The 13,460-nt window shown below is 66.4% G+C and carries 13 protein-coding genes; all 13 read right to left on the reverse strand.

Annotated features, from left to right (window positions below):
* Positions 1 to 18: 18 nt before the first annotated feature.
* The gene (locus J2W49_RS23285) at positions 19 to 1,197 is read right to left on the reverse strand and encodes a thiolase (RefSeq protein WP_310321749.1); all 1,179 of its coding nucleotides are present in this window, start codon (positions 1,195 to 1,197) and stop codon (positions 19 to 21) included.
* Positions 1,194 to 1,583, reverse strand: coding sequence for a Zn-ribbon domain-containing OB-fold protein (locus tag J2W49_RS23290; RefSeq protein ID WP_310321751.1), 390 nt, complete (start codon positions 1,581 to 1,583; stop codon positions 1,194 to 1,196). Before J2W49_RS23290 ends, J2W49_RS23285 begins: the two co-directional genes overlap by 4 nt.
* A gap of 11 nt (positions 1,584 to 1,594) precedes the next feature.
* The gene (locus J2W49_RS23295; RefSeq protein WP_310321826.1) at positions 1,595 to 2,500 is read right to left on the reverse strand and encodes an SDR family NAD(P)-dependent oxidoreductase; all 906 of its coding nucleotides are present in this window, start codon (positions 2,498 to 2,500) and stop codon (positions 1,595 to 1,597) included.
* Between the two features lie 766 nt (positions 2,501 to 3,266).
* Positions 3,267 to 4,070: an enoyl-CoA hydratase/isomerase family protein gene (locus tag J2W49_RS23300; RefSeq protein WP_310321753.1), complete on the reverse strand. Its 804-nt coding sequence runs from the start codon at positions 4,068 to 4,070 to the stop codon at positions 3,267 to 3,269.
* Positions 4,067 to 4,861 carry an SDR family oxidoreductase gene (locus J2W49_RS23305; RefSeq protein WP_310321756.1) on the reverse strand — a complete coding sequence of 265 codons (795 nt, stop codon included), beginning with the start codon at positions 4,859 to 4,861 and terminating at the stop codon, positions 4,067 to 4,069. The genes J2W49_RS23300 and J2W49_RS23305 overlap by 4 nt, the downstream gene beginning before the upstream one ends.
* Positions 4,858 to 6,585, reverse strand: a complete 1,728-nt coding sequence (locus tag J2W49_RS23310) for a long-chain-fatty-acid--CoA ligase (protein WP_310321757.1) — start codon at positions 6,583 to 6,585, stop codon at positions 4,858 to 4,860. The genes J2W49_RS23305 and J2W49_RS23310 overlap by 4 nt, the downstream gene beginning before the upstream one ends.
* Positions 6,586 to 6,614: 29 nt before the next feature.
* Positions 6,615 to 7,751 carry an acyl-CoA dehydrogenase family protein gene (locus J2W49_RS23315; protein ID WP_310321759.1) on the reverse strand — a complete coding sequence of 379 codons (1,137 nt, stop codon included), beginning with the start codon at positions 7,749 to 7,751 and terminating at the stop codon, positions 6,615 to 6,617.
* Between the two features lie 32 nt (positions 7,752 to 7,783).
* Positions 7,784 to 8,611: an SDR family NAD(P)-dependent oxidoreductase gene (locus J2W49_RS23320; protein ID WP_310321761.1), complete on the reverse strand. Its 828-nt coding sequence runs from the start codon at positions 8,609 to 8,611 to the stop codon at positions 7,784 to 7,786.
* 23 nt (positions 8,612 to 8,634) lie between these two features.
* Positions 8,635 to 9,054, reverse strand: a complete 420-nt coding sequence (locus J2W49_RS23325) for a MaoC family dehydratase (RefSeq protein ID WP_310321763.1) — start codon at positions 9,052 to 9,054, stop codon at positions 8,635 to 8,637.
* A gap of 142 nt (positions 9,055 to 9,196) precedes the next feature.
* Positions 9,197 to 9,637: a MaoC family dehydratase N-terminal domain-containing protein gene (locus tag J2W49_RS23330; protein ID WP_310321764.1), complete on the reverse strand. Its 441-nt coding sequence runs from the start codon at positions 9,635 to 9,637 to the stop codon at positions 9,197 to 9,199.
* Positions 9,638 to 9,648: 11 nt separating this feature from the next.
* Positions 9,649 to 10,833, reverse strand: a complete 1,185-nt coding sequence (locus J2W49_RS23335; protein WP_310321828.1) for a lipid-transfer protein — start codon at positions 10,831 to 10,833, stop codon at positions 9,649 to 9,651.
* Positions 10,834 to 10,975: 142 nt separating this feature from the next.
* Entirely contained in the window at positions 10,976 to 12,046 is a 1,071-nt protein-coding gene (locus J2W49_RS23340) for an AraC family transcriptional regulator (protein ID WP_310321767.1), read from the reverse strand.
* Positions 12,047 to 12,086: 40 nt separating this feature from the next.
* Positions 12,087 to 13,298 carry a CaiB/BaiF CoA transferase family protein gene (locus J2W49_RS23345; RefSeq protein ID WP_405001075.1) on the reverse strand — a complete coding sequence of 404 codons (1,212 nt, stop codon included), beginning with the start codon at positions 13,296 to 13,298 and terminating at the stop codon, positions 12,087 to 12,089.
* Positions 13,299 to 13,460: the final 162 nt, after the last annotated feature.

Below are 13,460 nucleotides of genomic sequence, written 5' to 3' on the forward strand. Positions count from 1 at the left end.
AGGACGTGGTTTCGTATTTCAAAGTGCGGCAGCGGTGCCGAGAATGGCCGTGGACTGGCTGGAGAGCGTGCCGCCGTTGCCGTGAGCAATGGCTGTGGTGGCACCCGCCACCTGGCGGTTGCCACCCTCGCCGCGCAATTGGCGCACCGCTTCAATAAGCGCGAAGATGCCGTACATGCCGGGATGCACACACGACAGGCCGCCGCCGTTGGTGTTCACCGGCAGGCGTCCGCCCGGGGCGATGGCACCGTCGCGCACGAAGGCACCGCCCTCGCCCTTGGCGCAAAAGCCCAGGTCCTCCAGGAACAACAGGGTGTTGATGGTGAAGGCGTCATAGAGCTGCACCACGTCGATGTCCTTCGCCTGCAGGCCGGCCATGGCGTAGGCATCCGCGCCGGACTGGCTGGCAGCGGTCACGGTGAGGTCGGGCATGCTGGAGATCTGCCGGTTCCACACCGCCGTGCCGTTGCCCAGCACGTAGACCGGTTGCCTGGCCAGGTCGCGAGCGCGGTCTGCGCGCACCAGCACATAGGCGCCACCGCCGTCGGTCACCAGACAGCAGTCGCGCACCGAGAGCGGATCACTCACCATGCGGCTGGCCAGCACGTCGTCGATCGACAGCGGGTCGCGCGTGAAGGCTTCGGGGTTGAGACGGGCCCATGCGCGCGCGGCCACCGCCACTTCGGCCAGGTCGCGGCGGGTGGTGCCGTACTGGTGCATGTGGCGTGAGGCGGCCAGCGCGTAGGCCGATGGCGGGAGCATCGGCTCATAAGGCGTTTCATAGGGCTGTGGGTCCAGGAACTTGCGGGCGCGCGCGATCTCGGCGCGGCTGAAAGCCCCCGAACGCTGTGCGCTGCCGTAGCAGACCAGCACCGCGTTGCACTGACCCGATTGCAGCGCATGCATGGCGGGCAGCAGGTGCGCAATGAAGCTGGAGCCGCCGAGCATGGTGCCGTCGATGTAGCGCGGGTTGATGCCGAGGTGCTCGATCACCGGCATGGGCCACATGGTGGCGGCCACACTGGCCGTGCACAGGCCGTCGATGTCGCTCATCTTCAGGCCGGCGTCTGCCACAGCCGCGCGGGCCGAACGGGCCAGCAGCTCCATGTCGGTGAAGCCTGGCGCTTCACCGCAACCGAAGGTGGCCACACCTGCGATGGCGGCGCTGCCGCGCAGGGCTTTGAGGGTTACGTTCATGCGCCTTCTCCGGCAACAGCATCGAACACCACCAGGCCCACGCCATCTTTCACCACCACGCGGGCCTGCACCCGCTGGCCAATGATCACGTCGGCAGGCGCCACGCCTTCGACCCGGCTCATCAGGCGAACGCCTTCGTCCAGGTCGATCAGCACCACGTTGTAATCGCCCCCGGCCTCGGCCTTGCGGCGCACGGTGGTGGTGGCGTAAACGGTGCCGGTGCCCCGGGGCTGCACCAGTTGCAACGCACCGCTGCCGCAATGCGGGCAGACTTCGCGCGGGTAGTAGATGTGGCGATTGCAGTCATCGCAATGCTGGATCAGGAAGTGGCCGGCGTTGAGCTCGGCCTGGTGGCGGGCCTGGATGCCTTGTTCAGCGGTATTCATCGTCGCTTCGCTCACACTGGGTCCCAGGAGAACACGTCGCCCGAGCGGTCCAGGTCGAAATAGCTGGCCTGCATCGCCGGCAGCGCGTGGCTGGCCACCGACTGCGGCGTCCAGCCTTCGCCACGGTGCACCGAACGGATCGGGCGTGGCTGGCTGAACAGAAAGATCTCGTTGTTGCGCACCCCAAAAATCTGGCCATTGGTCTGCACTGATGCGTCGCTGGCCAGGGCCACCGCCAGCGGCGCGATCTTGGCCGGCGTCATCTGCTTGATGCGTTCCACCCGCGCCTGTTCCTCGGGCGTGTCGGTGGGGATGGAGCCGATCATGCGGCTCCAGGCAAACGGCGAGATGCAGTTGGAGCGCACGTTGAACTTCTGCATGTCCAGAGCGATGGACTTGGACAGCGCGGCCACACCCATCTTGGCTGCCGCGTAGTTGGCCTGACCGAAGTTGCCGATCAGCCCTGAGGTAGAGGTCATGTGGATGTAGTTGCCCGAGGTCTGTTCCTTGAAGTGCGGGGCAGCGGCGCGGCTGACGTGAAAGGCGCCGTACAGGTGCACCTTGATCACCGCGTCCCACTCGTCCAGGCTCATCTTGTGGAAGAAGCGGTCGCGCAGGATGCCGGCGTTGTTGACAATCACGTCGATGCGGCCAAAGGCGTCGAGCGCGGTCTGCACGATGCGACCGGCACTGGTGGCGTCGGACACGCTGTCGGTGTTGGCCACGGCTTCGCCGCCGAGGTCCTTGATCTCGTTGACCACGGCCTGGGCCGGGCCGGCGTCGTTGCCCTCGCCGGACACGGAAGCACCAATGTCGTTGACCACGACCTTGGCGCCCTCGCGTGCCATGGCCAGCGCGATGTCGCGGCCGATGCCACCGCCCGCGCCGGTCACCACGACGACCTTGCCTTCGACCATGCGGGGGATGTTGTTGTTTGTCTCGCTCAAAACGAAGCTCCTGTTTGCGTCTGGGTTGTATGGTGTGGGTTGGGGGGGCTGCGCACAATCTGCCATTGCCAAAGGTGGCCTTTCGTGGGGGTGAAGACTGGGGTTGACCCTTATGTGTTTCGGGTGGAGGGTCTTGCCTTTGTTGGTGGGTTTTTGCTTTCGTGGCGTGCCGGGATGTGCCCCCGGCGGCGCACCTACTTTCTTTGTGTCGACAAAGAAAGTAGGCAAAGAAAACGACCCCTGCTGCGCGAGACCCTCCGCTGCGCTACGGGCACCCTGCGGTGCTCAGCTTGGGCGGGGTCTGCGCAAACTCGCCTTCGGCTCAAACATGCGCAGCCCTTGTTCCGCCCAAGCCTGCGCTCCTCGGCTCGCGCAGAAGGGGCTTTCTCCGGATGGCCGAGTCCTGTGCACGCGAGGAAGCCCGATCCCGATCCCGCGTTCGGGCCCCTTCTGCCGGTGCCGAGGAGCGCAGCAGCGGGCGGGAAAAGGGCCGTGCATGTTTGAGCGAAGCGAGTTTGCACGGACCCCGCCCGCTGCGAGCACCGCAGGTTGCCCCGAAGCGCAGCGTAGGGGTCACCGGCAGCAGGGTCGCCTTTCTTTGGGTTACGTTTCTTTGGCGACGCAAAGAAAGGTAACTCGCCCGCCGGGGCGAGACCCGGCACGCCACGAAAGAAACAACGCAACAAAGAAGAAAACAAGCGCCACACCATGGAATACACCCTGAAAGCAGTGGTGCTTACGACTTCGCAGCCGCCGGCCAACTAAAAGGCAACGCCTGCTTATCCAGAAAACACCGCACCGCCTCCCGATGCTCCGGCGTAGCCGCCGCCAACGCCTGCGCATTGACCTCCGCATCCACCAACGCCGCCAGACTCGCACCAGGCGCCTGCTCCAGCGCCCGCTTGATCAGACTCACAGCCGTGGGCGAAGCACCCACAAAGCTGGTGGCCAGCGCCTGGGCACGGTCCAGCAAGACCTCGGGAGCATGCAACTCCATCACCAGCCCCAATCGCAAGGCTTCCTCTGCACCCACGTCGCGCGCAGACAGCATCAGCTCCTTGGCGCGCTGCACGCCCACAATGCGAGGCAGTGTGTAAAAAGCCGCCATGTCGGGCACCAGGCCCACCTTCAAAAACGACATGCAGAACTTCGCGCGCGGCGTGGCCAGCACGAAGTCCGCCATCATGGCCAGGCTGAAGCCGGCGCCTGCGGCGGCACCGTCCACCGCGGCGATCACCGGGCGGTCCAGCGTGATCAGATCGTGCAGCCATTCGTGCAGGCTGCGCATGCGGTGGCGCCAGCCGGCTGTGTCCAGCCCGGCCGCGGCAATGTTGCGCAGGTCACCGCCCGAACAGAAATGGCCGCCGGCACCGGTGAGCACCAGGGCGCGGATGCCTGCGTCGCGTCGCACCTGGCCCACCACGTCGGCCAGGCGCTCGCGCACTTCGGCGTCGAACACATTGCGTTTGGCCGGGTTGTTGAAAGTGATGGTGGCGACCTGGTCACGCACCTCGAACAGCAGCGCAGAATCTCCGCTCATGACTGGCTCCCTGAAAGGTCGCGGCCACCGCCGAGCGAGCTGCCGCCGTCCACCGGAATGACAGCACCGGTGACGAACTGGGCGCGTGACGAGGCGAGGAACAGCGCCATGTGGGCGATTTCTTCCACCCGGCCCATGCGGCGCAGCGGAATGCTCTGCTCCATGCGCTGCAAGGCTTCTGGGGTGGGCGCGAGGCGGCGCACGCCTTCGGTGTCGCCGATCGGGCCGGGCACGATGGAGTTCACCCTCACACCGTCAGGCCCCCACTCCATGGCCAGCACGCGGGTGAGCATGTCCACCCCCGCCTTGGCGGCACACACATGCGCCTGCAACGCCGTCGGGTTGAAGGCCTGCGGGGCGGAGATGTTGAGCACGCAGGCGCCTGGCTTCTTCAGGTGCTCGTGGCCGGCGCGCAGCACGTGGAAGGTGCCGTTGAGGTCGATGTCGACCACCGTTCGAAAGCCCTTGGCCGACATGCCCAGGGCCGGTGCCACGAAGTTCCCCGCCGCGCCGGAGACCAGCACATCGAAAGGCCCGATGGCGGCGCGCGCCTGAGCCAGCACATCGGCAATGGCTTCGGCGTCGCGCACGTCGGCGCTGTAGCCGCGCACCTGGGTGCCGTGCGCCTGCAGCTCGGCCACGGCGCCGGCCACACGCTCCGCATTGCGGCTGGCAATGGCCACGTTCGCGCCCGCTGCGGCGAAGGCGTGGGCGATGCCCAGGTTGATGCCGCTGCTGCCGCCGGCCACAAAAACCGATCGGCCGGAAAAATAAAAGGGGTCGTTGCTCATGAGCCGCTTTCTTCAGGGGAAGGTTCAGTAATGGGTGAAGCGCTGCCCTGCTCGGCCGCCTGCAGCTCGCGCCACAAAATCTTGCCGGTGCCCGACTTGGGCAGACTTTCCATGAAGCGCACCAGGCGTGGCGCCTTGTAGACGGCCATGCGCTGGCGGCTCCAGTCGATGATGTCCTGTTCGCTCACGTGGCCACGGTGTTCGGGTTTGAGCACGATCAGGGCCTTCACCGTCTCGCCGCGACGCTCGTCGGGCACGCCCACGATGCAGGCCTCGTGAATGGCGGGGTGTTCGTACAACGCACTCTCCACCTCGGCCGGCCACACCTTGAAGCCCGATGCGTTGACCATGCGCTTCAAACGGTCACGCATGAAGAAATAGCCCTCTTCGTCCACATGGGCCAGGTCGCCGGTGCGGAAATAGCGCCGGCCATCCAGTTCGATGAAAGCGGCCGCGTCAGCTTGCGGGTTGCACCAGTAGCTGCTCATCACCTGTTCGCCGCGCGTGACCAGTTCGCCCACTTCACCGGGCGGCAGCTCCTGCAAGCTCACCGGGTCCACAATGCGCGAGTCCACGCCCTGCGTGGGCATGCCCAGGCACTGGCGCTTGCCACGTGCCACCGGGTTGGCGTGCAGGAAGGCGGCAGTTTCCGACAGCCCGTAGGCTTCGTTGTATTGCAGACCAAATCGTTCGCTCAACAAGGTGGCCACGGCCTCGGGCATGGCCGCGCCGCCGCCGGAGAGCAGCGCCAGGCTGGAGAGATCGCGGGTCTGCGCGTCCGGTTGGGCAAAAAAATCGATCACCATGGCCGGCGGTGCGGTCCACACCGTCACACGGTGGCGCTCCACCAGCTCCACCGCCTGCGCGGCGTTCCAGCGCGGCATCATGACGATCGTGGCGCCCAGTGTGAGCGGCATGTTCATGCCGTTCTGCATGCCCAGCATGTGGAACAGCGGCGCCACGCACAGGAACACCGCGTCGCCATGCAAGCCGCGCCATACCTGTGAGGCGAGGTTGGACGCGAGCAGCGTGCGGTGGCTGTGGCAACAACCCTTGGGGTGACCTGTGGTGCCTGAGGTGTAGGGCAGCACGGCCAGGTCATCGGGGCTGCTCTCGCCCGCAAGCGGTGCGTGCGCAGCGGCCAGCGCGTCGGCAAAGCGGTGCACGCCCGCAGGCAATGCGACCGGCACCTCGCCGCGCATGGCCTCGGGAAGGCTGTCGTCTGGGCCCTGTGACAGACCATCGGCGTAGCTGTGCACCAGCAGATGCTTCAACGATGCGTCGCCTTCCTGGCCCAGCAGCGGCAACACCTGGGTCAACAGGTCGCACGCCACCATCGCCACACGGGCACCGCTGTCGCGCACATAGAAGCCCAGTTCCGGCGTGGTGCTCATGGGGTTGACCGGCACGATGGCCGCGCCCGAACGCAAGGCGGCGTAGTAGGCCACCACAAACTGCGGGCCGTTCTGGCTCATCAGCAGCACGCGGTCGCCGCGCGCCACGCCCAGCGTGTGCTGCAAATAGCCTGCCAGCACGTTCACCTGACGCAGCAGTTCGGCGTAGCTGAGCGTCTGGCCGCAGAACACGATGGCCGGCTTGTCCGGGTAACGTACGGCGTTGACCTCCAGGTAGTGGTTCAGCGTGACCTGTGGCACGCGCAAGGCGTGCGGCACGCCGCGGGGCCAGTACCGGTGGTGGGCGAGTGTCGGGGTGTCTTGTCTCATGTGATTTTGTGTGGGGTCCCGGCCATCCGCTACCGGCCACGCTCCACCGCCCGCGCGATGATTTCCTTCATCACCTCGTTGGTGCCGCCGTAGATCTTGCTCACCCGCACGTCGGCGTACAGGCGTGCGATGGGGTATTCGGTCATATAGCCGTAGCCGCCGAAGAGCTGCAGGCATTCGTCCACGATGCGCACATTGGTGTCGGTGGTCCACCACTTGGCCATGGCCGCGGTGGTGGCGTCCAGCTGGCCGCGCAACAGCCGGCCAATGCAGTCGTCCACAAAGCTGCGCGCCACGGTGGCCTGGGTCACACACTCGGCGAGCTTGAAGCGGGTGTTCTGCATCGACATCAGCGGCTGGCCAAACACCTGGCGTTCGCGCACGTACTGGGTGGTCTCTTGCAGCGCGCGGTGCATGGTGGCCACCGCGCCCACGGCGATGATCAGGCGCTCCTGTGGCAGTTGCTGCATCAGCTGGCCAAAGCCCTTGCCTTCTTCATCGCCCAGCAAGTGCTCGACCGGTACGCGCACCTCGTCGAAGAACAGCTCGGCGGTGTCCTGCGTCTTCTGGCCCAGCTTCTCCAGCAGCTTGCCGCGTCGAAAGCCTGCCGACCCTTCGGTCTCCAGCATCAGCAGCGACACGCCCTTGGCGCCAGCGGCCGGGTCGGTCTTCACGGCCAGGCAGATCAGGTTGGCGTGCAGGCCGTTGGTGATGAAGGTCTTGGAGCCGCTGACGACGTAGTGATCGCCGTCCCGGCGGGCGTGGGTCCTCATGCGCTGCAGGTCGGAGCCGATGCCCGGTTCGCTCAGCGCAATGGCCGCCACCAGCTCACCGGTGGCCATGCGCGGCAGCCAGCGCTGCTTCTGCGCTTCGCTGCCGTAGGCCAGCAGGTAGTGCGCGACGATGCCGCTGTGCACGTTGTTGCTGAAGGCGTTCACCATGGCGCCGGCCTGCTCTTCGCAGATCACGGCCTCGTGCCGGAAGTCGCCACCGCCGCCGCCGTATTGCTCTGGAATACCGGCACAGAGAAGACCCGCTGCACCGGCCTTGAGCCAGATCTCGCGGTCGGCGTGCTGCTGCTCGGTCCAGCGCTTCTCATTCGGCACGCATTCGCGTTCGTAGAAACGGCGCGCGGTGTCGCGCAGCTGTTCCAGGTCCGCATCCATCCAGGGGCGTGGTGAATGCAGCACCTCGCCGGTCACGGGCGCCCCCCGCCACACACCAGCACCTGGCCGCTGACGTAGTTGCTCTCAGGGATGCAGAACATGTAGACCGCGCCCGCAGCTTCTTCGGGCGTGCCGCCTCGGCCCAGCGGGATCAGCGCCTCGGCGTTCTTCAGCACCTGCGGGTTCACGCCCACTTTGATCTGCTGTCCGGCGATATCGATCTTTGCGTCGGCGTCGGCCGCGGCTTCGGTCAGGCGCGTCATGATCAGGCCGAAGGCCACGCTGTTCACGTTGACCTTGTAGCGACCCCATTCCTTGGCCATGGCCTTGGTCAGGCCGTTGATACCGGCCTTGGCCGCGGCATAGTTGGCCTGACCGGCGTTGCCGTACACGCCCGAGGTGGACGAGATGTTCACCACCTTGCGGAACACCGGTGTGCCGGCCTCGGCCTCGCGCTTGGCGGCGTCGCGAATGAAACCGGACGCCGCACGCAGGATGCGGAACGGCGCCGTCAGGTGCACGGCGAGCATGGCTTCCCATTGTTCGTCGCTCATCTTCTGCACCACGTTGTCCCAGGTGTAGCCGGCGTTGTTGACGATGATGTCGACGCCACCGAACGCGTCCAGCGCGGTCTTGACGAACTTGTCGCCGAAGTCGACTTCCGTCACGCTGCCGACGCAGGCCACGGCCTGACCGTCGCGCGCGACGATGTCGGCCACAGTCTGTTCGGCCGGTGCGGCGTCCAGGTCGTTGATGACGACGCGCGCGCCTTCGCTGGCGAGCTTGAGCGCGATCTCACGGCCAATGCCACGGCCGGAGCCGGAGACGAGCGCCACTTTGCCTGCGAGTTTTTGAGTCATGTCGGGTTTCCTTTGTGTGGGTTTCAGGGCAGGCTCAGAACGGCCTCGCCCAGCAGCTTCTGCACGCCAGCTTCGTTGGCAGTGGCCAGGCTCACGCGCACGCGGCGCTCGCCGTCGTACTCGAATTTTTCGGTCACCGTGCCAGTGCAGCGGATGCTTTCGCCCACATGGGTGATGGCGGCGAAGCGCACGTTGAAGTCGAGCAAGGCAGACTGGGGCACCCAGTCGGTCAGCGCACGCCCCAGCCAGGCCATGGACAACATGCCGTGCGCGAACACGTCGGGCATGCCGGCTTCTTTGGCGAAGTCGATGTCCACGTGAATGGGGTTGTGGTCGCCCGAAGCGCCGCAGTAGAGCGCCAGGGTCAGGCGGCTCAGGGGTGGCAGCTCCAACACCGGCAACTCGTCGCCGATCTCCAAGCCATCGAATCTGATGTGGTTCAAATCTCTCTCCTTTGTGTTCCGTCGCGCCACCAACAATCCGCAGCGCACGAGAGGGCTCGATCATGGGCGCCGCCGGGCCGGCTTTGCCGGACGGCTGGTGCCGCCCCCTTGAGGGGGTGGCGCGAAGCGACGCGAGGGTGTTTCACCATCGCATCACCGTGACACTGCGCAGATCGGCCACGTGTTTGCCCCGATGGTTGGTCACGCGCGTCTTGCGGACCACGAACTCCAGCGCCCCGCCCTTCTTGTCGTAGATGTCTTCAATGCGCTGCTCGAAGGTCAGCAGGTCGCCGGCGTAGGCCAGGTGGTGGTAGCTGAAACCCTGCTCGCCATGCAGCAGGCGCTTGTAGTCCAGCCCCAGCAGGTCGCGCATGGCGGCCGGGTCGGGCGATTCCATCTCCAGGCAAAAAAGAAAGGTGGGCGGAACTGGCAAGGCGGGGTGGCCTGCGGCGCGCGCGGCTTTCTCGTCGCTGTAGACCGGGTCGGTCTGGCCAGTGGCCTTGGCGAAGAAGCGCAGGCGCCCCTCCTCCACGGCAACCGGAAAGGGTGGCATGGTGTGGCCGATGTACTTTCGATCGATCATGGATCGCGTCCTCAGGCTTTGGCGTAGAGCGTGACCACGCAGGCCCCACCCAGACCCAGGTTGTGCTGCAGCGCCAGCCGCGCACCTTCCACCTGCCGCTGTTCGGCCTGTCCGCGCAGCTGCCACACCAGCTCGGCGCACTGCGCCAGTCCGGTGGCGCCCAGCGGGTGACCCTTGGACAACAGCCCGCCCGAAGGGTTGGTGACGATGCGACCGCCGTAGGTGTTGTCGCCTTCCACAATGAAGCGCTCGGCCGTGCCTTCGGGCGTAAGGCCCAGGGCTTCGTAGGTGATGAGTTCGTTGGCGGTGAAGCAGTCGTGCAGTTCCACCACGTCCAGGTCTTCGGGACCGATGCCAGCCGCTTCGTACACCTGCCGGGCTGCGGCCGCGGTCATGTCGTAGCCCACCACCTTGCGCATGTCGCCGGTCTCGAAGGTGCTGGGGGTGTCGGTGGTCATGGCCTGGGCGGCGATCACCACGCTGGCGTCCAGTTCGTGCTTCTTGGCGAATTCGGCCGAGCACACGACGGCCGCGGCGGCGCCGCAGGTGGGCGGGCAGCACTGAAAGCGCGTCATGGGCTCGAACACGGTGGGCGCGGCCATGACCTCATCCAGCGTGAGGGTCTGACGGAACACTGCCAAGGGGTTGCGCGCGGCGTGTTGGCGCGCCTTGACCGAGATGCGGCCGAAGGTGTCGGCGCGGATGCCGTACTGCGCCATGTAGTCGCGCCCGGCGCCACCGAAGAATTGCGCGGCGCGCGGCACACCGGCCTCAAAGCCCTGGTGCTCGGTCATCACATCGGCGAAGCGCGCCATGGGCGAAGGCCGGTCATCGTAAGCGCCCTTGAGCGCGCCCGGCACCATCTGCTCGAAACCCAAGGCAATGGCGCATTCGACCATGCCGCTCTCCACCGCCTGGCGCGCCAGGAACAGCGCGCTGGAACCGGTGGAGCAGTTGTTGTTGACGTTGAAGACCGGGATGCCGCTCAGGCCCAAACCGTAGATGGCGGCCTGGCCAGCGGTGGAGTCCCCGTACACGTAGCCCACATAGGCCTGCTGCACCTCGGCGTAGTCCACGCCGGCGTCGGCCAGCGCCGCCTGCGCGGCGCGCGCACCCATGACGGTGTAGGGTTCGCTGGCGCCGGGTTTGGTGAAGGGAATCATGCCCACGCCCACGACGTGAACGGGTCTGCGCATCTGGCTCATCGGGTGTCCTCATGTCAAAAACAATGACCCGAGTTTGGGCGCCACGGGTGCCTCGGCCAATAACGGATAGACCCAAAATGATTGGCAGAAACGCTCAGTCTGCAGGCGACCTGCAGCCCCGTCCCGGCGCGCTTCAGTCGCCTGCCTTGGCGTCTGCGCGCAGAGGGGACTGCGCTTGCAGGCGGCGCTGCCGGTACACACCCGGGGCCAGCCCGGTCCAGCCCTTGAAGGCCCGGTGAAAGGTGCTGGCTTCGGAGAACCCGAGCCGGTTGGCGATGTCGAGCAGCGTGAGCTCGGGCTGCGACAGGTACTCCACCGCCACGTCGCGGCGCAGGCTGTCCTTGATGGCCTGGTAGCCTTGGCCCTCGCGCTGCAGGTGGCGGCGCAGGGTCTGCGGTGTCATGGCCAGCGACTGGCTCACTTCGTCGAGCGAGGGCATGTCTTCCGCCAGGTAGCGCCTGAGCAGGCGGCGGATGCGCTCGGTCAGGCTGGTCTGGTCGCGGTACTTCACCAGCAGGCTGGTGGGCGCCTGTTGCAGGAATTCGCGCAAGCTCTCCGGGTTCTGCACCACCGGCAGCTCGAGCCATCGCGCATCGAAGCGGTAACCCATCCAGTCGGGCTGAAAGCGCACGGGTGCCTGGAACAGGCGTGAGGCTTCGCTGCGAAGGCCGGCTTCAGGGTGGGTGTAGATCACCTCGCGCAGCGGAATGCGCCGCGCCACCAGCCAGCACGCCAGGCCAAAACTGAAAAACATGAATGCGCGCTGCGCGTAGATCAGACCGGCATCGGCCGGGCCGCGCGCGCTGAGGCGACAGGTGGCCAGACCGTCGCTCACCTGCAGGCGCGGGGCAAAGTCTTGCAGTTGCTGGTGGTAGTAGCGCAGGCCGGTGTGCATGGCGTCGCCCAGGGTCTTGCAATGCACCAACAGTTCGCACCCCAGTGCAAAACTGCCCACCGGCAAGGGGTGCTCGCACAGACCCCAGAGTTCATCACGCGTGAGGCGGCGCAGCTCGAAGATCAGCCGCGCGTACTGCGCCTGGGTGACCCGGGACAAGGGCGACTCCAGCAAAGCCGGCGCGATGCCTGCCCGCCGCAGCACCCGTTCCCAGTCCATGCCACGCGAACGCACGCCTTGCAGGATCTGGATCACCTGCGGAATGGCGATGGTGTGCTGGACAGAAGAGGGGTAGGTTTTGGGTGCCATGAGGCGAAACGCTGGCGTGCGCAGGCCGGGTGGCCCGGTTTTATCCGAGCACGCCTAGCGCACGCAAGTCTGCCACGCGCTGCTTGTTCCAGCCTGCCTCCTGCAGGACTTCGTCCGTGTGCTCGCCGGGGCGCGGTGCAGGGCGAACCACGCGGAATTCAAAGTTGCTCATGCGCACCGGGCAGGCCAGTTGCCTCATGACCTCACCATCGGCGGTGTGCACTTCCACCGACATGCCGCGTGCCACGAAATGCGGGTGCTCCAAAGCCTCGTCCAGCCTGAGCACCGGCGTCACGCAGCACTGGGCATGTTCGAACAGGGCCTGCCAGTGCGTCAGGGGACGTGCGCGCAGAATCGCGGCCACCTCGGCCCGCAGGCGCAGGGAATCTTTGGGCGACGCGGGCACATGCTGATCTTGCAGGTCTTCGCGGCCCAGGCATTGGCAGAACGCGTCCCAGAACTTGCGCTCCAGCGCGCCCACCGCCAGGAAGCGGCCATCGGCCGTTTCGTAGAAGGCATAACAGGGCAACAGGCCGGTGAGGCGATCGGTGCTGGCCGCGCGGGGGCGGCCTTCGCGGTGCACGGCGGCCATGGGCAGCACGGCGTGCGCCAGCAGGCCGTCGGCAATGGCCACGTCCACATGCCGGCCTCGGCCCGTGCGCGTGGCGTCGAACAGGGCCGCGAGAATGCCCATGACGGCCGTCATGGTGCCGCCCAGCAGATCCGCCACCGGCACGTTCGACAAGGCCAGCTCACCCGACGGGCTGCCCATCTGGTCGGCCACGCCCACGAGTGCGCTGTAGTTCATGTCGTGGCCGGGCTCATCTCGCAGCGGGCCGTTCTGGCCGTAGCCACTGATGCTGGCGAACACCAGCCGGGGGTTGCGCGCGTGCACCGCGTTCCAGCCCACACCCAGCCGCTCCATCACGCCAGGACGAAAGCCTTCCACCAACACATCGGCGCTCTCGCACAGCGCCAGCAACGCGGCCACGCCTTCGGGATGCTTCAGATCCAGCCGCATGCCGCGTTTGTTGCGGTTGACCATGTCACGCACCGGTGCAGAGGCGTAGTCGCCCGCGCCGGTGTCCTCGATCTTGATCACGTCGGCACCCAGGTCGGCGAGGTGCAGCGTGCACATGGGGCCGGGCAACAGGCGGGTGAGATCGAGCACCCTCACGCCCGCCAGCGGTGCCCCGCTTGCAGAAGTGGCTGAAGCGGTCAGGTCGGGTGTGTCGGGATCGGGGTGGCGCATGGCATGCACTTGTGTGGCTTGAGTCGGCATGGGAGGTACGGTAGTGCAGCCCACTGGTGCGCTCAATGGCCGGGCGAGCCGATTGCATTGGCAGAAAGTGACATGTCGGTCGCTGACGCTTCGCGGCGGCAGGCCCATGGCCGTGTGCCCTGCCGCAGACTT

Source organism: Hydrogenophaga palleronii, from assembly GCF_031457455.1.
Classification (GTDB): Bacteria; Pseudomonadota; Gammaproteobacteria; order Burkholderiales; family Burkholderiaceae_C; genus Hydrogenophaga; species Hydrogenophaga palleronii_A.